Here is a 22,316-nt window from a genome sequence, read left to right on the forward strand (position 1 = left end):
CATCGCAGCAAAAAGAAAAGCCCCTGGTTTGCACCAGGGGCCTTCAAGAATTGGCGGAGCGGACGGGACTCGAACCCGCGACCTCCGGCGTGACAGGCCAGCATTCTAACCAGCTGAACTACCGCTCCGCGCTTGAAACTTTGCAGGCGCTCATTATATCCGAAGATATTCAGAAAACCCACCCCGAAGTACTGCTTTTCGAGGATTTTTTGTAACTGGCGGAGCGGACGGGACTCGAACCCGCGACCTCCGGCGTGACAGGCCAGCATTCTAACCAGCTGAACTACCGCTCCGCACTTAACCTTTCAGTCGACTAACAGTCGACTCTACAACTTCATTACAGAAAACAAGGCCCCCGATTGCTCAGGGGCCTCGTTGAAACTGGCGGAGCGGACGGGACTCGAACCCGCGACCTCCGGCGTGACAGGCCAGCATTCTAACCAGCTGAACTACCGCTCCACATTTCAAACTTTTACTGGCGGTGCATGGTGGGTGCTGAGGGTTTCGAACCCCCGACCCTCTCCGTGTAAAGGAGACGCTCTACCGCTGAGCTAAGCACCCCAGCAAGCCGCTTAGTTTACGGCATCCTTCAGGGCTTTGCCAGCCTTGAACGACGGATTCTTCGACGCAGCGATCTTGATGGTGTCGCCGGTCTTCGGGTTGCGGCCGGTACGGGCGGCGCGGTCGCGCACCTGGAACGTACCGAAGCCCACCAGGGTCACCGCATCACCGCCCTTCAGGGCCTTGGTGACAGCAGCGATGACGGCATCGACAGCGCGTTGCGACTCGGCCTTGGTCAGGTCAGCGGATTCGGCAACGGCGTCGATCAATTCGGTCTTGTTCATTCTGTACAGCTCCTTTGGCGGGGATTCCGCATGTTCGACAGTGAAGCATCCGGCCCGCTACGTGGCCGGACGCCAGTGAAGTTCTCGATTCGCACCCGTCAGCGTCTGCTGACTTGCGAGTGGTGCTTTTATACCAGCGCACCCCTACCCGCGCAAGCTGAAAAGCCAATAACGACGCGGGTTTCGGGCATTTCCCATGCGCGCGTCAGTGCTTGACGCGCGTTGTGGATGGTGTCTTGCTCTTGCCCCGCACTGTGACGCGTTGCCCATCCTTCTTCGGCTTGGGCGCGGTCAGCGGCGTTTCCAGGGCCAGGTCCAGCACCTCTTCAATCCACTTCACCGGAATGATCTTCAGGTCGCGGGTGACGTTGGCCGGAATGTCGGCCAGGTCCTTGCGGTTCTCTTCAGGGATGATCACGGTGGTGATGCCACCGCGCAGCGCCGCCAGCAGTTTTTCCTTCAAGCCACCGATGGCGGTGACGCGACCACGCAGGGTGATCTCGCCGGTCATCGCCACTTCGGCGCGGATCGGCACCTTGGTCAGCATCGACACCAACGAGGTCACCATCGCGATGCCGGCGCTGGGGCCGTCCTTCGGGGTGGCGCCATCGGGCACGTGCACGTGCACGTCATGCTTCTGCAGGAACTCGGCGTCGATGCCCAGCCGCTCGGCGCGCGAACGCACCACCGACAACGCGGCCGAGGCCGATTCCTTCATGACATTGCCCAGCTGGCCGGTCAGGATCAGCGCGCCCTTACCGGGGACCAGGGTGGATTCGATCTGAAGCAGGTCGCCGCCCACTTCGGTCCAGGCCAGGCCGGTGACCAGGCCGATCTCGTTCTGCTCTTCGGCGCGGCCGAAGTCGAAGCGGCGCACGCCCAGGTACTTCTCCAGGTTCCGGCCGTTGACCACCACCAGTGCCTTCTTTTTCGCCGCGGCCTTCTTGCCGGCCTTGGCCGGCTTGGCCAGCACCGCCGGACCGCCCAGCGCGATTTCCTTCACCACCTTGCGGCAGATCTTGGCTACTTCGCGCTCGAGGTTGCGCACGCCCGATTCGCGGGTGTAGTAACGCACCACGTCCTGGATGGCGTCGGCCTCGATTTCCAGCTCCTCCGGCTTCAGGCCGTTTGCCTTGAGCTGCTTGGGCACCAGGTAGCGCATGGCGATGTTGAGCTTCTCATCCTCGGTGTAGCCGGGGATGCGGATCACTTCCATGCGGTCCAGCAGCGGGCCGGGGATGTTGAGCGAGTTCGAGGTCGCCACGAACATCACTTCGGACAGGTCCAGGTCCACTTCCAGGTAGTGGTCGTTGAAGGCGTTGTTCTGTTCCGGGTCGAGCACTTCCAGCAGCGCCGAAGACGGGTCGCCACGGAAGTCCATCGACATCTTGTCGATCTCGTCCAGCACGAACAGCGCGTTCTTGCTGCCCACCTTGTTGAGGTTCTGCACGATGCGGCCCGGCATGGAGCCGACGTAGGTGCGACGGTGGCCACGGATCTCGGCCTCGTCGCGCACGCCGCCCAGGCTCATGCGCACGAACTTGCGGTTGGTGGCCTTGGCGATGGACTGCCCCAGCGAGGTCTTGCCCACGCCCGGCGGCCCGACCAGGCACAGGATCGGGCCCTTCATCTGCTTCACGCGCGACTGCACCGCCAGGTATTCCAGGATGCGGTCCTTGACCTTGTCCAGGCCGAAGTGGTCGGCATCCAGGGTGTCCTGGGCAACCTTGAGGTCCTTGCGCACCTTGGTGCGCTTCTTCCACGGCACGCCCAGCAGCCAATCCAGGTAATTGCGCACCACGGCCGCTTCGGCCGACATCGGCGACATCTGCTTGAGCTTGTTGAGCTCGGCCTTGGCCTTGGTTTCCACCGGCTTGGGCATGCCCGCTTCGGCGATCTTGCGCGCCAGCTCTTCCAGCTCGCCCGGCGCATCATCGAGGTCGCCCAGTTCCTTCTGGATGGCCTTCATCTGCTCGTTGAGGTAGTACTCGCGCTGGCTCTTTTCCATCTGCGACTTGACCCGGCCGCGGATGCGCTTTTCCATCTGCTGCACGTCGATCTCGCCGTCGACCAGGCCCACCAGCATTTCCAGGCGGTCGCCGACCTGCAGGGTTTCCAGCAGGCGCTGCTTGTCGGCCAGGCGCACGCTGATGTGCGCGGCGATGGTATCGGCCAGGCGCGCCGGTTCATCGATGCCGGCCAGGGTCTGCAGCAGCTCCGGCGGCAGCTTGCGGTTGGTCTTGACGTACTGTTCGAACAGCGACATCAGCGAACGGGCGATCGCCTCGACCTCACGCGGCTCGCGCGCGTCGTCCGATTCGATTTCCTCGGCCACGCCGTGCAGCGAACCGTCGCGCTCGGTGACCTGGGTGACGTTGACGCGCGACAGGCCTTCCACCAGCACCTTGATGGTGCCGTCGGGCAGCTTCAGCAGCTGCAGCACCTGGGCCAGGGTGCCGACCTGATAGAGATCGGCGGCGGTGGGGTCGTCGGTCTCGGCCGACTTCTGCGCCAGCAGCAGGATGCGCTTGTCCGCCTCCATCGCCTGCTCCAGCGCATGCATGGATTTGTCGCGGCCGACGAACAGCGGAATGACCATGTGCGGGAACACCACCACGTCGCGCAGCGGTAGTACCGGCAGGTCGAGAGTCTCAGTTGGGGAACGGGCCATGTGGGCTCCAGTTGAGCAGTGGGGATGGCCTCCGGGCAGCGTCACCCGGATACAAAAAAGCCGATGGCCCCGTTATGGGGCCATCGGCGTCCAGATGCAAGATGCCCTGAAAAAATCCCATCAATTCAAATGCTTGATGGATTATTCAGCGCCAGCGGCCTTCTGTTCAGGAGCCGGCGGAGTCTGGTAGATCAGGTAGGGCTCGGACTTGTGTTCGATCACAGATTCGTCCACCACCACCTTGCTGACGTTTTCTGCCGAAGGCAGGTCGTACATGGTGTCCAGCAGGACCGATTCGACGATGGTACGCAGGCCGCGGGCACCGGTCTTGCGCTTGAGCGCCTTGCGGGCAATGGCCGACAGGGCGTCCGGCCGGAACTCCAGCTCCACGTGCTCCATCTCGAACAGCTTCTTGAACTGCTTGGTGATGGCGTTCTTCGGCTCGGTCAGGATCCTGACCAGGGCCGCTTCGTCCAGCTCTTCCAGGGTCGCCACGACCGGCAGGCGGCCGACGAATTCCGGGATCAGGCCGAACTTGATCAGGTCTTCCGGCTCGACTTCGGCCAGCACCTTGCCCACTTCCTGCTTGCGCTCGGAGCTCTTGACCTTGGCACCGAACCCGATGCCGCCCGAATCGTTGGAGCGGGCCTGGATCACCTTGTCCAGCCCGGCGAACGCGCCGCCGCAGATGAACAGGATGTTCTTGGTGTCCACCTGCAGGAATTCCTGCTGCGGGTGCTTGCGGCCGCCCTGCGGCGGAACGCTGGCCACGGTGCCTTCGATCAGCTTCAGCAGCGCCTGCTGCACGCCTTCGCCGGACACGTCACGGGTGATCGACGGGTTCTCGCTCTTGCGCGAGATCTTGTCGATTTCATCGATGTAGACGATGCCCTGCTGCGCCTTTTCGACGTCGTAATCGCACTTCTGCAACAGCTTCTGGATGATGTTTTCCACGTCCTCGCCCACGTAACCGGCTTCGGTCAGCGTGGTGGCGTCGGCCATGGTGAACGGCACGTTGAGCAGGCGGGCCAGGGTTTCGGCCAGCAGGGTCTTGCCCGAACCGGTCGGACCGACCAGCAGGATGTTGGACTTGGCCAGTTCGACTTCGTCGTTCTTCTGGCGGCTCTCGATGCGCTTGTAATGGTTGTACACGGCCACGGCCAGCGTGCGCTTGGCCCGGTTCTGGCCAATCACGTACTGATCCAGGACTTCGAGGATCTCGCGCGGCTTGGGCAGCGAACTGCGCGCCGACTGCGCCTTTTCCTCGAGCTCTTCACGGATGATGTCGTTGCACAGCTCCACGCATTCATCGCAGATGAACACGCTCGGCCCAGCAATCAGCTTGCGCACCTCGTGCTGGCTCTTTCCGCAGAAGGAGCAGTAGAGGATCTTGCCGGTTTCCGTGGAACGACCTTGGCGGTCTTCGCTCATGCTTCGCTTACCCAGTTACCCCACCCGCTGAACGGGGGTTCGATTCGAGAATAGCACAGGGTCGGGAGGACGCCAGTCCAGCCCGACCCTGCGGAAACAGGCCGGTTTCCCGGCCTGGCGGCACATCAGGCCGGGGTGATCGACTCTTCCGGACGGCGCTCAAGCACCTGGTCGACCAGGCCGTAAGCCACCGCATCGGCCGCGCTCTTGAAGTTGTCGCGCTCGGTATCGCGCGCGATGGTCTCCAGCGACTGGCCGGTGTGCTTGGCCAGCACTTCGTTCAGGCGCGAACGCAGGGTCAGGATCTCACGGGCGTGGATGTCGATATCCGTGGCCTGGCCCTGGAAGCCGCCCAGCGGCTGGTGGATCATCACGCGCGAATTCGGCAGCGCGTAACGCTTGCCGGCCGCGCCGGAAGCCAGCAGCAGCGCGCCCATCGAGGCGGCCTGGCCGACACAGATGGTGCTCACGTCCGGCTTGATGTACTGCATGGTGTCGTAGATCGCCATGCCGGCGGTGACCACGCCACCGGGCGAGTTGATGTAGATGCTGATGTCCTTTTCCGGATTGTCCGCTTCCAGGAACAGCAGCTGCGCCACCACCACGTTGGCCATGTGATCGTCGATCGGGCCCACGAGGAAGATCAGGCGCTCCTTCAACAGGCGCGAATAGATGTCATAGGCGCGCTCGCCGCGGCTGGTCTGTTCGACCACCATCGGAACCATGTTCAGGGCTGTGGTTCGGTTGTCCATTGTGAGGCACCTATTTTGGGGGGAACGACCCCGCGCCGGGGCGCGGGGCGTAAAACGCGGGCCGCTTACTGGCGGATCGCGTCCTGGAACGACAACTGCTCTTCCGTGTGCTGGGCGCGCTCGGCGATCCAGTCGATCACCTGCTCTTCCATCACGCGGTTCTGCAGCCCACTCATCAGCTGGGGGTCGTTGCGGTACATCTCAATGACCTGCTCCGGCTCTTCATAGGTCGAGGCGATCAGGCGCATGGTTTCGTTCAGGCGCTTGGGGTCCAGGCGCAGGTCGTTGCGGCGGGCCACTTCACCGACCAGCAGGCCGACCAGCACGCGCTTGGCGGCCGCGTCCTTGAAGCCTTCATGGGCGTCGGCCGGGATTTCGCCCGGGTTGCGGCCGCTGCGGCGGATCTGCTCGACCTGCTGGGCCAGCATGGCGCGGGCTTCGTTGTCGACCAGGCGCGGCGGCATTTCGACCGAGGCGTAGGCGGCGATCAGCTGCTCGCCCACTTCACGGCGCAGGCGGTTCATCAGGGCACCCTTGAGCTCGCGCTCCAGGTTGGCGCGGATGTCCTTGCGGAACTGCTCCACGTCACCGCCCTTCACGCCGAAGCTCTTGATGAACTCGGCATCCACCTCCGGCAGCACCGGTGCGGACACGTCCACCGCCTTGACGGTGACCTTGACCTGCTTGCCAGCCAGCGCCGGCACGCGCCAGTCGGCCGGGAACTCGACGTCCAGGGTCTTTTCTTCACCCTTGGCCAGGCCGACCAGGCCCTGTTCGATCTGCTCGAACATCATGCCCTGGCCCACCACCACGCTGCCCTTTTCGGTGCCTTCGGCCGGCAGGCGCTCATCGCCGGCCTGCGACCAGGTTTCCAGCGCCACCAGATCGCCCTCCTGGGCGCCACGGTCCACCGGGCTCCAGCTGCGGCGCTGTTCGCGCAGGTTGGTGATCATCTGGTCGATGTCGGCGTCGTTGATCTCGGCGGTGTGGCGCACGACGGTCAGCTTGCTGACGTCGACGTCGCCGAAGTCCGGTACCAGCTCGACGGTGGCCACGAAGGAGAACTCACCTGCGTCGCCCTTGTCGATGCGCGGCGCGCCGGCAATGCGCAGTTCGTGCTCGCGGATGGCGGCATCGAAGGTCTCACGCAGCAGGCCGTCAACGGCTTCGCTGCGAACCTGCTGGCCGAAGCGCTGCTCGATCACCTTGGCCGGCACCTTGCCCGGGCGGAAGCCCTTGATGCGCGCGGTGCGGGCGATTTCGCCCAGGCGGCCGCTGATGTGGGTCTGCAGGCGGTCTTCCGGCAGCGAGAAGGTCAGGCGGCGTTCCAGATTGCCGGTGGATTCGATCGAAGCTTGCATGTTGACTCCTGCCAACCGGTGGCGACGCCCCCGGCACGATGTGATTGGATGAAACGGGTTGAGAACGCGGGGTCGTGGACGCGCCTGCCCGCCGCAGCCCTGTAGTTTGGCCGATAACGGCCAGCGCCGCCAGCAGGGTGCCGGGAACGTCATTCCGGGGCGTGTTCAGGGGAGTCCCCTGCCCTGTCAGCTGGTGCGAAAGGGGGGACTCGAACCCCCACGTCTTTTCAGACACTGGAACCTAAATCCAGGGCGTCTACCAATTCCGCCACTTTCGCGCTGGTGCGCATTGTACGTGAAGACCGGAAGCAGGTCGCCGGTAGGGACACGCCATGCGTGTTCGCGCGATACCGGATCGCGCGCAAGAAAAAAGCCACCCGGCGGACCGGATGGCTTTCGTCTTGGTGGGCTGTCAAGGATTCGAACCTTGGACCTATTGATTAAGAGTCAACTGCTCTACCAACTGAGCTAACAGCCCGAAAATCGGGAGGCGAATTATGACGCAATGCCGCACGGGGTTGCAAGGGGTTTCTGCGGAAATCGTTCAGACGCGGACGACCGGGGCGGGCACCGCGTAGGGACACGCCATGCGTGTCCGCGCGATACCGGATCGCAGGCAAGAAAAAAGCCACCCGGCGGACCGGATGGCTTCTGTCTTGGTGGGCTGTCAAGGATTCGAACCTTGGACCTATTGATTAAGAGTCAACTGCTCTACCAACTGAGCTAACAGCCCTGAAATCCCAGGCGCATAGTGTAGCGTTTGCGCCTTTTTTTGCAACCCCGATCCACTTCTGGTGAAACGGGTCTTTCAAATCAGTGGGGTGGCTGAGGGGATTCGAACCCCCGACCACCGGAATCACAATCCGGTACTCTAACCAACTGAGCTACAGCCACCACTGAAACCTGTTTATTCGTTTGAAACATCCTGACGCTTGCACCGATGGTGCGCCCGACAGGAATCGAACCTGTAACCGCCGGCTTAGAAGGCCGGTGCTCTATCCAGTTGAGCTACGGGCGCCCGGACCGGATTGTCGCATTCCCATCCCGTTTTGAGCAGCGGGATGTGGTCGGGGTAGAGGGATTCGAACCCCCGACATCCTGCTCCCAAAGCAGGCGCGCTACCAGACTGCGCTATACCCCGGTGGTTTGATCCCTCGAGGTTCCCCCCGAAAGAGTCGGCTATTGTGGGAATCTGCGAGGCATCTGTCAACGGTTTTCACAAGGTTTTTCACATTCGTGATCGGGCGCTATGCTTTCTGCAGCGGCCGGACGGCCCTACCCCTACCCTTCAAGGAGATTGGCAATGCGCAGCGGCAACCCCGCACTTTCGGAGTCGACGTTCCTCGACCTGGCCAGCGGCTCGGTGGTGACCTCGCCCGACCAGGTGATGACCATCAACGGCACGGTCAACAAGACCGGCATCCTGCTGTTGCTGACCGTGCTCACTGCTGCCTTCGCCTGGAGCCAGACCATCGGCGCCGACGGCCAGATCGCCCCGGGCGCGATGATCTATGCCATCGGCGGCGCCATCGGTGGGCTGATCCTGGCCCTGGTGACGGTGTTCAAGAAGGAATGGTCACCGGTCACCGCGCCCATGTACGCGCTGGTGGAAGGCTTCTTCCTGGGCGCGATCTCGGCGGTGTTCGAAGCGCGCTTCCCGGGCATCGTGTTCCAGGCCGTGCTGCTCACCTTCGGCACCCTGTTTGCCCTGCTGGCGGCCTACCGCAGCGGCCTGATCAAGGTCACCGAGAACTTCAAGCTGGGCGTGGTCGCAGCCACTGGCGGCATCGCGCTGCTGTACCTGGCCTCGTTCGTGCTCAGCTTCTTCAACATCAACGTGCCGGTGATCCATGAAGCCAGCTGGCTGGGCATCGCCTTCAGCCTGTTCGTGGTGGTGGTGGCTGCGCTGAACCTGGTGCTGGACTTCGACTTCATCGAAACCGGCGCCGCCGCGCGCGCGCCGAAGTACATGGAGTGGTACGGCGCGTTCGGGCTGATGGTCACCCTGGTGTGGCTGTATGTGGAATTCCTGCGGTTGCTGTCGAAGTTGCAGCAGCGTTGAGGCGTAGCATCAACGCGGGTAGAGCCGACTGTTAGTCGGCTGCTGTTCGACCGCACGTAAACGCAACGAAAAAGGGCACCCGATGGGGTGCCCTTTTTTTTGGAGCAGCCGACTGACAGTGCAGCCGACTAACAGTCGGCTCTACCGTCGGCTCTACCGTCGGCTCTACCGTCGGCTCTACCGCTGCCCGGTTACAGGCGGCTGGCGATGGCCTGGGCGAAGCCCATGGTGTTGCCGGTGCCGCCGAGGTCGCCGGTCAGCGAGTCCTTGGCTTCCAGCGTGGCCACGATGGCCTTGCGCAGGCGCTCGGCGTTTTCAGTCTGGCCGACATGGTCCAGCATCTGCGCGGCCGCCAGCAGCAGCGCGCACGGATTGGCCTTGCCCTGGCCGGCGATGTCCGGGGCGGTGCCGTGCACGGCTTCGAAGATCGCCGCGTTCTCACCGATGTTGGCACCCGGGGCCAGGCCCAGGCCGCCGACGAGGCCGGCGCACAGGTCGGAGATGATGTCGCCGAACAGGTTGGTGGTGACGATCACGTCGAACTGCTCCGGACGCATCACCAGCTGCATGCAGCAGTTGTCGACGATCATTTCCTGGAACTCGATGTCCGGGTACTTGGCCGCCACTTCGCGCGCCACGGCCAGGAACAGGCCCGAGGTCGACTTGATGATGTTGGCCTTGTGCACGGCGGTGACCTTCTTGCGGCCGGTGCTGCGGGCCAGCTCGAAGGCGTAGCGCACGATGCGCTCGGAGCCCTTGCGGGTGATGCGGGTGCCGGAGAACGCGGTTTCACCGTCGGCCGAGACTTCCTGGCCTTCGGCCAGGTAGGCGCCTTCGGTGTTCTCACGCACGGTGACCAGGTCCACGCCGTCGCCGAAGCGTGACTTGGTGTTCGGGAACGACACCGCCGGACGCACGTTGGCGTACAGGTCGAAGTGGCGACGCAGGCTGACGTTGATCGAGGTGAAGCCACCACCGACCGGCGTGGTCAGCGGGCTCTTCAGGGCGATCTTGTTGCGTGCGATCGATTCCAGGGTGGAGGCCGGCATCAGGTCGCCGTGCTTTTCCAGTGCGACCAGGCCAGCGTCGGCATCTTCGTACTCAAAGCCGGTGTCCAGCTTGCCGAGCACGAACAGGGTGGCGTCCATGATCTCCGGGCCGATGCCGTCACCGCGGATGACCGTGATTTTCTGCGTCATTTGATCTGTTTCCGAACCGAGGGGGAGCGCCGTGGGTCCGGGGTCCGGAGCGTCGGCGCAAGGGAAGTTTCACCCGCAATTATGCCCCAGCCAGCCCCCGGACCCCAAATAGACCAAGGTAGCGCCGGCGTTGGCCAGCCCACCGATCGCCTGGGCCCGTACCGACCAACGGTCGGTAGCTACCGGGCCTGCGGCCCCATGGCCACGCGGGCGATCCGTACCGACCAACGGTCGGTACCTACCGCGCCGTGACGCGCCGGGGTAGCGCCCGACCGTTGGTCGGGCGGCGCCATGCATCAATGTTCGTGGACGGCCGGGGCTGCAGCGCCGCCTTCCAGCTGGTCCAAAAAGTCCACGGCCCGGCGCAGATGCGGGATCACGATCGAACCGCCCACCACCAAACCGACCGAGAAGGTTTCGAAGAACTCTTCGCGGGTCACCCCGGCGTCCTTGCACTGGGCCACGTGGTAGCTGATGCAGTCGTCGCAGCGCAGCACCATCGAGGCGACCAGGCCCAGCAGCTCCTTGGTCTTCACATCCAGCGCGCCGGCCTGGTAGGTCTGGGTGTCGAGCGCGAAGAAGCGCCGCACCACCTGGTTGGGTTCGCCCAGGATGCGCTGGTTCATGCGCTGGCGGAACTCGGTGAACTCGGCGATCCGGTCCTTGCTGCCGTCGTCCGCAGCGCTCATGCGCCTTCCCCGTTCAGCAGCGGCTCAAGCTTTCCTTCGCGGTGCAGGGCCATCATGTCGTCGTACCCGCCCACATGGACTTCACCGACGAAGATCTGCGGCACGCTGGTGCGGCGGGTCTTGGCCATCATCTTCTCGCGCTCGACCGGGTCCAGGTCAATGCGGACCTCGGTCCAGCTCTGGCCCTTGCTCTTCAGGAAGTTTTTGGCCGCCACGCAGTACGGACAGACGGCAGTCGAATAGATGGTGATGGGCGGCGTCCCACCCGGGTTGGAAGCGACATCTTGGCTCACGGGAAACTCCACGGCAGAACGAGTGTCTGTATATGGTAGCCCTGCGCTGGATTTTCCATGTCATCACCGCAACACTGCGGATCACCCGCAGCCCCAGGAGTTCCTGTTTGCGCCCTTTGCTGCTCTCTGCCGCGTTGACCCTGGCCTTGGCCGCCCCCTTGGCGTCGGCCCAGGACAGCAAGCTGCCGGACATCGGCTCGTCGGCCGGTGAACTGCTGACCCCGGCGCGCCAGGCCGAGTACGGCGGGATGATGCTGCGCGAGCTGCGCAACTACGGCTTCCTGCTGGATGACCCGCTGGTGGACGACTGGCTGCAGACCATGGGCGCGCGGCTGGGCTCCAACAGCGCCCAGCCGCGCCAGTCCTACACGTTCTTCATGCTCCGGGACCGGCAGATCAACGCCTTCGCCACCCTGGGCGGCTACGTGGGGGTCAACGCCGGAATGGTGCTGACCGCAGAACGCGAGGACGAGGTGGCTGCGGTGCTGTCCCACGAAATCGCCCACGTCACCCAGCAGCACGTGCTGCGCGGGGTGGAACGGGCCCAGCGCGACCAGATCCCGATCCTGCTGGGCATGCTGGCGGCGGTGGTGGCTGCGCAGCAGGCTGGCGGCAACTCCTCCGGCGATGCCACCATGGCCGCGATCACCTCCGGCATGGGGCTGATGCAGCAACGCCAGATCAACTACACCCGCAGCAACGAATCGGAGGCCGACCGCCTGGGCATCCGCACCCTGGCCCGCAGCGGCTACGACGTGGATGCGATGGCCGGCTTCTTCGAACGCATGTCCGCCTCGATGCGCGGCAATGCCGGCGGCTATTCGGTACCGGATTTCCTGCAGACCCACCCGGTCAACACCACCCGCATCAGCGAAGCCAAGGCCCGCGCCGAGCAGATGAAGAAGGACACCGTGCTGCTCACTACCGAAGTGCCCGGCGGCGTGCGCCAGGAACGGGTGGACCCGGCCGACCCGGCGCTGTCCGACCCGCTGGTCCGGCGCACCAACCCGCTGCTGCCTTCCTCGATGCAGATCTCGGTGAATTCGCTGAGCCGCGGCGGCACCGGCCAGTTCGAGTGGGCGCGCGAGCGCCTGCGCGTGCTCAGCGCCGATACCCCTGGCGAGCTGGCCACCGAGTACCAGAACCTGCAGCGCGCGCAGAAGAGCGGCCTCAACGACGCCCAGCGCTATGGGCTGGCCCTGGCACGCCTGCGCAACAGCGGTGCGGCCGAGGCCCGGCGCGACCTCACCGAACTGCTCAAGGACCACCCGGACAACCTGTGGGTGGCACTGGCGCTGGCCGAGTCCGAGTCGCGCTCGGGCCAGCCGGCCCAGGCCAACGCCCGCTTCGACGCGCTGCTGCGCCAGCACCCCGGCAGCCGCCCGGTGGCGCTGACCTACGCCGAGATCCTGAACGAACAGGGCGGGCGCGAAGCCGGCCAGCGCGCGCAGGCGATGCTGCGCCCGCTGTTGTCGCAAAGCGGCAACGATCCGGTGTTCCAGCAGCGCTATGCCCGCGCCAGCGAGCTGGCCGGCGACACCCTGCGCGCCAGCGAGGCCTACGCCGAGGCCGCGTTCCTGAACGGCCGGCCGGAGCAGGCGTTGATGCAGCTGCAGGCGCTCAAGAAGCAGCCCGCACTGGATTACGTGGGCCGGGCCCGGGTGGATGCGCGGATCGAAAGCATCACCCCCACCGTGCTGGAGATGCGCCGACAGGGCATCAACGACCCGGAGCTGGAACGGCGCTGAACCGCGCCCGGATGACCGTGGGATGGCAATGCCCTCATGGCCGTCACAAACATGTCATGAAACCGTAGTCTACTGGGCTCAATCCCGGTCTGATGAGCAATACGGTGGGCACGTGCAGAAACGCATCCTGATCGTCGATGACGAACCCGCGATCCGCGAAATGGTCGCCTTTGCCCTGCGCAAGGGTGATTACGACCCGATCCACGCCGGTGACGCCCGCGAAGCGCAGACGGCCATCGCCGACCGCGTACCGGACCTGATCCTGCTGGATTGGATGTTGCCGGGCACCAGCGGGCTGGACCTGGCCCGGCGCTGGCGCAAGGAGGCCCTCACCCGCGAGGTGCCGATCATCATGCTCACCGCGCGCGGCGAAGAGAACGACCGCGTCGGCGGGCTCGAAGCCGGGGTGGATGACTACGTGGTCAAACCGTTCTCGGCCCGCGAACTGCTGGCCCGAATCCGCGCCGTGATGCGGCGGGCGCGCGACGACGACGAGGACGGCAGCGTGGCGGTGGGCAGCATCCGCATCGACGGTGCCGCGCACCGGGTGTTCGCCGGCGACCAGCCGGTGCCGATCGGCCCGACCGAGTACCGCCTGCTGCACTTCTTCATGACCCACCCCGAGCGCGTATACACCCGTGCCCAGTTGCTGGACCATGTGTGGGGCGGCAGCGTATATGTGGAGGAGCGCACCATCGATGTGCACATCCGCCGGCTGCGCAAGACGCTGGAACCGTTCGGCGCTGAAAACATGGTGCAGACCGTGCGCGGTGCAGGCTACCGGTTCTCGACCTCGACCTGATTTTTTCCTGGGACCGCAATGCCGCGCCACATCCGCTCCGCCTGGTTGAAAACCCTTGCCACCCTCGCCGTGCTGCTGCTTGCCGCCGGCCTGGTGGGCCTCGCCACCGGGCATGTGTGGATGTGCATCGCACTGGCCTCCATTGGTGCGCTGGCCTGGCACTACTGGCGGCTGCGCAAGGTGCTGCGCCGGCTCACCGCGCGCCAGCGCTGGGACATGAGCGGCGGCAACGGGGTCTGGAACGAACTGGACCGGCTGCTGTACCGCAACCAGCTGGAAATGCGCACGCGCAAGCGGCGCCTGCTGGACATGCTGCGCAGCTACCGCGCGGCTGCCGCCGCGTTGCCGGATGCGGTGGTGGTGGTGGACCGCAACAGCCAGCGCGTGCAGTGGTTCAACGAATCGGCCACCACGCTGCTCGGCCTGCACCATCCCGGTGACCTGGGCGAGGCCCTGGTCGCGCGCCTGCAGCCGATGCCGCTGGCGCACTGGCTGGCCGGCGGCCGCAATGCCGAACCGATCCTGGACGTACCCTCCCCGGTCGATCCGGCGATCCGGCTCAACCTGCGCCTGATTCCCTATTCGCCGGACTACTGGCTGCTGATCGCGCGCGATGTGAGCAAGCTGCTGCGGCTGGAGCAGGTGCGCCGCGATTTCGTGGCCAACGTCTCGCATGAGCTGCGCACGCCGCTGACGGTGGTGCACGGCTACCTGGACATGATGGAGCCGGAGGATTTCCCCGGCACCGGGCCGATGCTGGAGGAAATGCGCAGGCAGTCGCAGCGCATGGCCCAGCTGGTCGAGGACCTGCTGACCCTGTCGCGGCTGGAATCGCAGGAACACACCGAAGAAGAAACCGTGGCGATGGCGCCGATGCTGGCCACGCTGCGCCGCGAAGCCGAGGCGCACAGCCAGGGCCGCCACCAGATCAGCGTGATCGACAGCGCCGGGGTGGACCTGCAGGGCTCCAACAAGGAACTGCACAGCGCCTTCTCCAACCTGGTCACCAACGCGGTGCGCTACACCCCGGCCGGCGGCCGGGTCGAGGTGGAGCTGGCCCGCGAAGGCCACGGCGTGGTGCTGGCGGTACGCGATACCGGCTATGGTATTCCCGCCACCCACCTGCCGCGCCTGACCGAGCGCTTCTACCGCGTTTCCAGCAGCCGCTCGCGCGAAAGCGGTGGCACCGGGCTGGGCCTGTCGATCGTCAAGCACATCCTGGGCCTGCACCACGCGCGCCTGGAGATCCAGAGCGAGGTCGGCAAGGGCAGCGTGTTCTCGTGCCACTTCGATGCCGACCACGTGCGCGAGCGCACCGACGTGGCCACCCTTTCCTCTGCAGAAGACTCCTCCGCATGAGCACCCTCGTTCCCATCGCCATGCCGGCGGAAACCGATCCACTGCGCGACCCGGCCCTGTACATCAACCGCGAGCTGTCGCAGCTGGATTTCAACTTCCGCGTGCTGGCCCAGGCGATGGACCCGCAGGTGCCGGTGCTGGAGCGGCTGCGCTTCATGTGCATCTCCTGCACCAACCTGGACGAGTTCTTCGAGATCCGCGCCGCCGCGGTGCGCCACGCGCAGGAATTCGGCCTGCCGCCGGCGCCGGATGGCATGGCGCCGCAGACCATCCTCAACGCCATCCATGACCGCGCCGCGGAGCTGGTGGACCAGCAGTACCGCTGCTGGAACGACACGCTGCGCCCGGCGCTGCACGAGGCCGGCATCGACGTGCTGGGCCGGCACTCCTGGAACCACCGCCAGAAGCGCTGGCTGCGCGCCTACTTCCGCAACGAGATCATGCCGGTGCTGTCGCCGCTGGGCCTGGATCCGTCGCACCCGTTCCCGAAGATCCTCAACAAATCGCTGAACATCGTGGTGGTGCTCAAGGGCACCGATGCGTTCGGCCGCGCCGGCCACCTGGCCATCGTGCGCGCGCCGCGCTCGCTGCCGCGCATCATCCAGCTGCCGCAGACCCTGGGCGGGCCGCAGACCTTCGTGTTCCTGTCCTCGGTGCTGTCCACCTTCGTCGGCGAGCTGTTCCCGGGCATGGAAGTCCAGGGTGCCTACCAGTTCCGGGTGACCCGTAATTCCGAGCTGGTGGTGGACGAGGAAGAGGTGGAGAACCTGGCGCTGGCGCTGCGCGATGAGCTGGTCGATCGCGGCTACCGGCCGGCGGTGCGGCTGGAAATCGCCCAGGACTGTCCGCGCGACATCGTGCGCACGCTGCTGCAGAACTTCGGCCTGACCGAGAACGCGGTGTACCGCATCGACGGCCCGGTCAACCTCAACCGTGTCATCCAGCTGTACGACCTGCTGGCCCGACCGGAACTCAAATACCCGCCGATGAGCCCGCGCACGCTGCGCGACAGCGACGGCATCTTCGAGGTGGTGGCACGCAAGGACGTGCTGCTGCACCACCCCTTCGACGCCTTCACCGCCGTGCTCGACCTGATCAAGCAGGCCGCGGTGGACCCGAACGTGCTGGCGATCAAGCAGACGCTGTACCGCACCGGCAAGGATTCGCTGATCGTCGATGCGCTGATCCAGGCCGCACGCAACGGCAAGGACGTCACCGTGGTGGTGGAGCTGCGCGCGCGCTTCGACGAGGAAGCCAACCTGGGCCTGGCCGACCGCCTGCAGGAAGCCGGCGTGCAGGTGGTGTACGGCGTGGTGGGCTACAAGACCCACGCCAAGATGCTGCTGATCGTGCGCCGCGAGGGCCGCAAGCTGCGCCGTTACGTGCACCTGGGCACCGGCAACTACCACAGCGGCACCGCGCGGGCATACACCGACCTGAGCCTGATCACCGCCGATGCCGATATCGGCAACGACGTGCACCTGCTGTTCCAGCAGCTGTCCGGGCTGGCCCCGCGCACGCGCCTGAAGCGCCTGCTGCAGTCGCCGTTCACCCTGCACGACGGGCTGCTGCAGCGGATCGAGCGCGAGATGCACCTGGCGCAGAACGGCCGCCCGGGGCGGATCATCGCCAAGATGAATGCCCTCAACGAACCGCAGGTGGTGCGTGCGCTGTATGCCGCATCGCAGGCCGGGGTGCAGATCGACCTGATCGTGCGCGGGGCGTGCACGCTGCGCCCGGGCGTACCGGGGGTCTCGGACAACATCCGGGTCCGTTCCATCGTCGGCCGTTTCCTGGAACACAGCCGCGTCTACTGGTTCGGCAACGACGGCGCGTCCGAGCTGTACTGCGCCAGCGCCGACTGGCTGGAGCGCAACCTGCTGCGCCGTGTGGAGACCTGCTTCCCGATCCTGGACCCGGAGCTGGCCCGCAAGGTGTACCGCGATGTGCTGCAGAACTACCTGGACGACAACCTCAACGCCTGGGAACTGCACGCCGACGGCGAGTACCGCAAATGCAGCCCCGGCCCCGACCAGCCCCCGCACTCGGCGCAGATGGCGTTGATGCAAGGGTTGTAGATCGAAGATCTACAACCCGGGTAGATCCCGACCGTTGGTCGGGATTCGTACGGTGCGACCTCCGGTCGCATAATGTGAAGGCCGTGCGGTGACGCCGCGACCCACCCTTCGGCTACCATTCGCAAATGCCGCATACCTCCACGACTCCGCCCGCCCTGCAGGATGGCGACCTGCTCGCCGCCGTCGACCTCGGTTCGAACAGTTTCCACATGGTCATCGCGCGCTACACGCTCGGGCAGCTGCGCGTGGTCGACCGCTTGCGCGAGACCGTGCGCATGGCCGATGGCCTGGATGGCAAGGGCGGCCTGTCGGCCGACGCGCGCCAGCGCGCGCTGGAGTGCCTGGCCCGGTTCGGCCAGCGCATCCGTGGCATTCCTTCGGTACGCGTGCGCGCGTTGGCTACCAACACCGTGCGCCAGCTGCGCTCGCCGCAGGCGTTCCTGATGCCGGCCGAAACCGCGCTGGGGCATGCCATCGAAGTGGTCAGCGGGCGCGAAGAGGCCCGCCTGATCTACCTGGGCGTGGCCCATGCGCAGCCGCCCAAGCCGGACCAGCGCCGGCTGGTGATCGACATCGGCGGCGGCTCCACCGAATTCATCATCGGCCAGGGCATGCAGACCCTGGAGCGCGAAAGCCTGCAGGCCGGCTGCATCGCCAGCACCCGGCGCTTCTTCCCGGGCGGCAAGCTGAGCAAACGGCGCTGGAAGGATGCGCTGACCGAGATCGGCGCCGAGTTCCAGCAGTTCGCCACCAAGTACCGCGCGCTGGGCTGGCACGAAGCGCTGGGCTCGTCGGGCACGCACAAGGCGATCAGCGAAATCTGCGCCACCATGAAGCTGAGCAAGGGCGCGATCACCGCCGAAGCGCTGCCGCAGCTGCGCGATGAGCTGCTCAAGGCCAAGCGCATCGAGGACATCAACCTGCCCGGGCTGTCGCCGGACCGCAGGCCGATCATCGCCGGCGGCATCCTGGTACTGGAGGCGGCGTTCCAGGCGCTGGGCCTGCAGAAGCTGCTGGTCAGCAAGGCGGCGATGCGCGAAGGCATCCTGTACGACATCCTCGGCCGCGCCAGCGAGAACGACCTGCGCGACGAATCGGTGGACGCGCTGACCCTGCGCTACGGCATCGATACCGTGCAGGCCGATCGCGTGCAGCGCACCGCGCTGGACCTGTTCGCCCAGGTCGAAGGCAGCTGGAACCTGGACCCGGACGACGCGCGCATGCTCGGCTGGGCAGCGCGCCTGCACGAGCTGGGCCTGATGATCGCCCACAGCGGCTACCACGTGCATGGCAGCTACGTGCTGGAGAACTCGGACATCGCCGGCTTCTCGCGCCAGGAACAGCAGCTGTTGGCCGCGCTGGTGCGCAGCCACCGCCGCAACGTCTCCAAATCCGCGTTCGATGCCCTGCCCGAACGCCTGCTGCTGCCGGCCCGGCGCATGACCGCCCTGCTCCGGCTGGCGGTGCTGCTCAACCGTGCCCATGAAGACACCCCCGTGCCGGCGCTGGAGCTCAGCGCGGACGACAGCCGGATGTCGCTGATCCTGCCGCAGGCCTACATCGATGCCCGCCCACTGCTGCGCGCCGACCTGATCGGCGAAACCGATGGCATGGCCGGGCTCGGCGTCCAGTTCCGCCCGTTCGTGGCCTGAGCCGCGTCCGCGGCACCCGCCTCGCTGCCGCTACAGACACTGCGCCACCATACGTGACGGTGTGCGCAGATCCACGTGCTGCGTTGCAGCATCCGGATACATTGCGACATATTCAGATACATCGGACAGATTCAGCAAAACTTCACAATCCATTGATGCATAAGGAAATTTGTCTCTTTGGTTACGAAGAGGTGAATTTTTCTTGGCAAAAAGCTTTACACCGGCTTAACGACTGGGACTAAGATCGAATCACCGGCCCATTTGGGCTGGTTTTCGAGGGACGCGGGACACTTGGGACCCCGCCGACCTCTTTTGATTCAGTTCTGAACCAGAGAGAGAGCCAAATGACTTCACGCATCAACGTACTCGGGCAGGCGATCCGCTATGCCCTGGTCGCCGGTACCGCTGGCCTGGTGGCCGCCCCGGCCATGGCACAGGACGCGCCGAACCCCACCAACCTGGATCGCATCGAGATCACCGGTTCGCGCATCCGTACGGTGGACGTGGAAACCGCGCAGCCGGTGTTTGCGATCAGCCGCACCGACATCGAGCGCCAGGGCTTCAGCTCGGTCGCCGACATCCTGCAGAACGTGACCGCCATGGGCAGCCCGACGATCAGCCGCGCCAACGCGCTGACCGCCGGTGAGAACGCCGGCGGCACCTACATCGACATGCGCAACCTGGGCACCCAGCGCACGCTGGTGCTGGTCAATGGCAAGCGCCTCGGCATCAGCACCTCCGGCTACCAGGACGTGTCGACCCTGCCCGTCTCCGCCGTCGAGCGCATCGAAGTGCTGAAGGACGGCGCCTCGGCCATCTATGGTTCCGACGCGATGGCCGGCGTGGTCAACATCATCACCCGCGGCAACGTCACCGGCGTCACCGCCAACGTCTACCACGGGCAGTACAGCGAAGGCGACGGCGCCCGCGACCGCTTCGACGTGGTGGCCGGCTGGAGCAATGACCGCATCTCGCTGACCCTGTCGGCCGAACATGCTGAAGAGAAGGGCGTGTGGGCGCGCGACCGTGGCTTCAGCCAGTACGGCATGACCGATCGCCACCCGCTGGATTCCAGCAACTGGACCACCATCAGCCAGTACGGCCAGATCACCGGTCTGCGCGGCCCGGGCTGCACGGCCACTGCCGGCTGCGGCTACTCGCTCAACCGCGGTTCGGACCCGACCCTGCCGGGCAACTACCACCGCACCGACACCACCCCGTTCACCGGTGATGTGAGCAACGCCAACGACCAGATGCACGTGATGTATCCGCTCAAGCGCGATTCGGTGTACTTCGATGGGCGCTTTGCGATCACCGACAGCATCAACTTCCGCACCGAGCTGGGTTACAACGAGCGTGAGTCGAGCCGCCAGATCGCCGGTTACCCGCTGCAGTCCAGCACCGCCGGGGTCGGCTCGATGTCGGTCAACAGCTACTTCAATCCGTTCGGCAACCAGCACGGCTATGCCACGCCGACCGCGGTGGCCTGGAACCGTCGTACCTGGGAAATTCCGCGCGTTACCACCAGCAGCCTGAAGACCTACCGCGCGGTCGCCTCGTTCGACGGTTCGTTCGACATCGGCGAGCGCTACTTCGACTGGGAAGCGGGCTACCAGTACAACCGCAATGAACTGGAATCGGTGGCCACCGGCAACCTGCACAAGGCGCGTGTCGCCGGCGGCGTGGGTCCGTCGTTCCTCAACGCGCAGGGCCAGGTGCAGTGCGGTACCGCCGCCGCCCCGATCTCGTTCGACGTGTGCAAGCCGTGGAACCCGCTGGTGGCGTACGGCGTGACCGCGCCGAACGGCCTGTATGGCAATGACGAGCTGCAGGCCTGGCTGTTCCCGGAAGAAACCACCAAGGGCCGCACCACCTCGAAGAACTTCTTCGCCAACATCGCCGGTTCCATCTTCACCCTGCCGGCCGGCGACCTGGGCTTCGCCTTCGGCGTTGAAAGCCGCAAGGAAGAAGGCAAGTACACCCCCGATGCGCTGGCCCAGACCGGTGCCACCACCAACCTGGCCGCCGGCCCGACCGGTGGCGACTACACCGTCAACGAAGCCTACCTGGAGCTCAACATCCCGGTGCTGGCCGACCTGCCCGGTGCGAAGGAACTGACCTTCAACGGCGCCACCCGCTTCTCGGACTACGACACCTTCGGCAACACGCTCAACAGCAAGTTCGGCTTCAAGTGGAAGCCGATCGACTCGCTGATGGTGCGCGGTACCTGGGCCGAAGGCTTCCGTTCGCCCACGATCAACGACCTGTTCGGTGGCGGTTCGGAAACCTTTGCGCAGTTCAGCGATCCGTGCGACACCGTGTTCGGCTCCTCGCGCACCAGCGCCGAAGTGCGCGCCCGCTGCTCGCGTGACATCGCAAGCGCCGCCACGTTCCGCCAGCTGCGCCAGGGCGGCACGCCGGTGACCGTGGCTACCGATGCCACCCCGGTGCCGTTCACCTCCGGCTCCAACCCGACGCTGACCCCGGAAACCTCCAAGAGCAAGACGCTGGGCCTGGTGTGGAGCCCCGGCTTCATCCAGAACTTCAACGCCTCGCTGGACTGGTGGAAGATCCGCATCGACAACACCATCATTGCCGACACCCCCACCCAGATCCTGATCGACTGCTATGAGCAGGGCATCGACGCGCGCTGCTCGCGCTTCGAACGCGATCCGGTCACCGGCATCGTGACCAACCTGAAGTTCGGCAACCGCAACGCCGGTTTCCTCGAAACCGAAGGCTACGACCTGGACCTGAACTACCGGATGGACACCGACTTCGGCAAGTTCTCGCTGAACTCGGCCACCACCTACGTGTCGAGCAACATCTACCGTTCGACCAATGACGCCAGCGTCGTGCCGACCCCCACCAACGGCATCGGCAGCGGCTTCCGCGTCCGCTCCAACCTGGTGCTGGGCTGGGACCTGGAAAACTTCGGCATGAGCTGGACCGCCCGCTACTACTCCGGGGTGAAGGAACAGTGCGCCAACATCGCGCTGTACCCGGAAGAGTGCTCGGATCCGAACCAGTACGCACCGTGGTACAAGGGCTCGCGCAACTACAACGAGCGTGGTTCGGTCACCTTCCACGACCTGCAGTTCCGCTACAACCTGCCGTGGGAAGCCACCGTGTCGGTCGGCGCCAACAACGTCTTCGACAAGCTGGGCCCGATCATGTACAGCAAGCCGAACTCGGCCTTCTCGTACTACGGCGGTTACGACATCGGTCGCTTCATCTACATGAAGTACCAGCAGCGTTTCTGATCGCCCCGCGCGGTTGATGCACGATGACCACGGCCCTTCGGGGCCGTGGTTTTTCAGTGCCCGGCGCGGCGTCATGTGCCGGTCATGTCGATGTCATGTCGGCTACATCGC

15 protein-coding genes and 10 tRNA genes are annotated in these 22,316 nt (G+C 65.3%); 7 read left to right on the forward strand and 18 right to left on the reverse strand.

The features are described from left to right. Positions 1 to 51: 51 nt before the first annotated feature. The 15 genes from SOM39_RS18690 to SOM39_RS18760 form a co-directional block, all read right to left on the reverse strand. A tRNA-Asp gene (locus tag SOM39_RS18690) sits at positions 52 to 128 on the reverse strand. Between the two features lie 88 nt (positions 129 to 216). Next, a tRNA-Asp gene (locus SOM39_RS18695) sits at positions 217 to 293 on the reverse strand. A gap of 89 nt (positions 294 to 382) precedes the next feature. Continuing rightward, positions 383 to 459 (reverse strand) — tRNA-Asp (locus SOM39_RS18700). Between the two features lie 27 nt (positions 460 to 486). Then, positions 487 to 561: transfer RNA gene (locus SOM39_RS18705), tRNA-Val, on the reverse strand. Between the two features lie 11 nt (positions 562 to 572). After that, positions 573 to 845, reverse strand: coding sequence for an HU family DNA-binding protein (locus SOM39_RS18710; RefSeq protein ID WP_068849578.1), 273 nt, complete (start codon positions 843 to 845; stop codon positions 573 to 575). Positions 846 to 1,050: 205 nt separating this feature from the next. Then, entirely contained in the window at positions 1,051 to 3,516 is a 2,466-nt protein-coding gene (gene lon, locus SOM39_RS18715; RefSeq protein ID WP_210131936.1) for an endopeptidase La, read from the reverse strand. Positions 3,517 to 3,657: 141 nt separating this feature from the next. Beyond that, positions 3,658 to 4,947, reverse strand: coding sequence for an ATP-dependent Clp protease ATP-binding subunit ClpX (clpX, locus tag SOM39_RS18720; RefSeq protein WP_068849575.1), 1,290 nt, complete (start codon positions 4,945 to 4,947; stop codon positions 3,658 to 3,660). Between the two features lie 125 nt (positions 4,948 to 5,072). Further along, positions 5,073 to 5,699: an ATP-dependent Clp endopeptidase proteolytic subunit ClpP gene (gene clpP / locus SOM39_RS18725; protein WP_038690153.1), complete on the reverse strand. Its 627-nt coding sequence runs from the start codon at positions 5,697 to 5,699 to the stop codon at positions 5,073 to 5,075. 65 nt (positions 5,700 to 5,764) lie between these two features. Then, positions 5,765 to 7,060: a trigger factor gene (gene tig / locus SOM39_RS18730; protein ID WP_068849573.1), complete on the reverse strand. Its 1,296-nt coding sequence runs from the start codon at positions 7,058 to 7,060 to the stop codon at positions 5,765 to 5,767. Positions 7,061 to 7,251: 191 nt separating this feature from the next. Beyond that, positions 7,252 to 7,338, reverse strand: a tRNA-Leu gene (locus SOM39_RS18735). 124 nt (positions 7,339 to 7,462) lie between these two features. After that, a tRNA-Lys gene (locus tag SOM39_RS18740) sits at positions 7,463 to 7,538 on the reverse strand. 179 nt (positions 7,539 to 7,717) lie between these two features. Continuing rightward, positions 7,718 to 7,793: transfer RNA gene (locus SOM39_RS18745), tRNA-Lys, on the reverse strand. A gap of 84 nt (positions 7,794 to 7,877) precedes the next feature. Next, positions 7,878 to 7,954 (reverse strand) — tRNA-His (locus tag SOM39_RS18750). A 47-nt stretch (positions 7,955 to 8,001) separates the two neighbouring features. Continuing rightward, positions 8,002 to 8,078 (reverse strand) — tRNA-Arg (locus tag SOM39_RS18755). A gap of 46 nt (positions 8,079 to 8,124) precedes the next feature. Then, a tRNA-Pro gene (locus SOM39_RS18760) sits at positions 8,125 to 8,201 on the reverse strand. Positions 8,202 to 8,363: 162 nt separating this feature from the next. On the opposite strand from SOM39_RS18760, the gene SOM39_RS18765 reads away from it, so the two are divergent. Further along, positions 8,364 to 9,122 carry a Bax inhibitor-1/YccA family protein gene (locus tag SOM39_RS18765; RefSeq protein ID WP_320459216.1) on the forward strand — a complete coding sequence of 253 codons (759 nt, stop codon included), beginning with the start codon at positions 8,364 to 8,366 and terminating at the stop codon, positions 9,120 to 9,122. 191 nt (positions 9,123 to 9,313) lie between these two features. On the opposite strand, the gene SOM39_RS18770 is transcribed toward SOM39_RS18765, so the two are convergent. From SOM39_RS18770 to grxC, 3 genes are all read right to left on the reverse strand, one after another. Then, on the reverse strand, positions 9,314 to 10,321 hold the full coding sequence (locus tag SOM39_RS18770; protein ID WP_068849569.1) for an isocitrate dehydrogenase: 1,008 nt from the start codon (positions 10,319 to 10,321) through the stop codon (positions 9,314 to 9,316). A gap of 296 nt (positions 10,322 to 10,617) precedes the next feature. Continuing rightward, positions 10,618 to 11,010 (reverse strand): carboxymuconolactone decarboxylase family protein, encoded by a 393-nt coding sequence (locus SOM39_RS18775; protein ID WP_038690172.1) that lies wholly within the window; start codon positions 11,008 to 11,010, stop codon positions 10,618 to 10,620. After that, the gene (gene grxC / locus SOM39_RS18780) at positions 11,007 to 11,303 is read right to left on the reverse strand and encodes a glutaredoxin 3 (RefSeq protein WP_068849564.1); all 297 of its coding nucleotides are present in this window, start codon (positions 11,301 to 11,303) and stop codon (positions 11,007 to 11,009) included. Before grxC ends, SOM39_RS18775 begins: the two co-directional genes overlap by 4 nt. A gap of 107 nt (positions 11,304 to 11,410) precedes the next feature. On the opposite strand from grxC, the gene SOM39_RS18785 reads away from it, so the two are divergent. The 6 genes from SOM39_RS18785 (at position 11,411) to SOM39_RS18810 (ending at position 22,205) form a co-directional block, all read left to right on the forward strand. Beyond that, complete coding sequence (locus SOM39_RS18785) at positions 11,411 to 13,051, forward strand: M48 family metalloprotease (RefSeq protein WP_320459217.1); 1,641 nt, start codon at positions 11,411 to 11,413, stop codon at positions 13,049 to 13,051. A 112-nt stretch (positions 13,052 to 13,163) separates the two neighbouring features. Then, complete coding sequence (phoB, locus tag SOM39_RS18790; RefSeq protein ID WP_068849561.1) at positions 13,164 to 13,853, forward strand: phosphate regulon transcriptional regulator PhoB; 690 nt, start codon at positions 13,164 to 13,166, stop codon at positions 13,851 to 13,853. Between the two features lie 18 nt (positions 13,854 to 13,871). Continuing rightward, positions 13,872 to 15,212 (forward strand): phosphate regulon sensor histidine kinase PhoR, encoded by a 1,341-nt coding sequence (gene phoR, locus SOM39_RS18795; protein ID WP_068849559.1) that lies wholly within the window; start codon positions 13,872 to 13,874, stop codon positions 15,210 to 15,212. 20 nt (positions 15,213 to 15,232) lie between these two features. Continuing rightward, positions 15,233 to 17,290, forward strand: a complete 2,058-nt coding sequence (gene ppk1, locus SOM39_RS18800) for a polyphosphate kinase 1 (protein WP_414715903.1) — start codon at positions 15,233 to 15,235, stop codon at positions 17,288 to 17,290. A gap of 125 nt (positions 17,291 to 17,415) precedes the next feature. After that, positions 17,416 to 18,942: an exopolyphosphatase gene (ppx, locus tag SOM39_RS18805; protein ID WP_068849555.1), complete on the forward strand. Its 1,527-nt coding sequence runs from the start codon at positions 17,416 to 17,418 to the stop codon at positions 18,940 to 18,942. Between the two features lie 344 nt (positions 18,943 to 19,286). After that, a complete protein-coding gene (locus tag SOM39_RS18810) occupies positions 19,287 to 22,205 on the forward strand; it encodes a TonB-dependent receptor domain-containing protein (protein ID WP_320459218.1) in 2,919 nt (972 codons plus the stop codon). The last annotated feature ends 111 nt before the right edge of the window (positions 22,206 to 22,316 follow it).

It is taken from the genome of Stenotrophomonas sp. CFBP8994, assembly GCF_034044835.1.
Taxonomy (GTDB): Bacteria; Pseudomonadota; Gammaproteobacteria; order Xanthomonadales; family Xanthomonadaceae; genus Stenotrophomonas; species Stenotrophomonas rhizophila_A.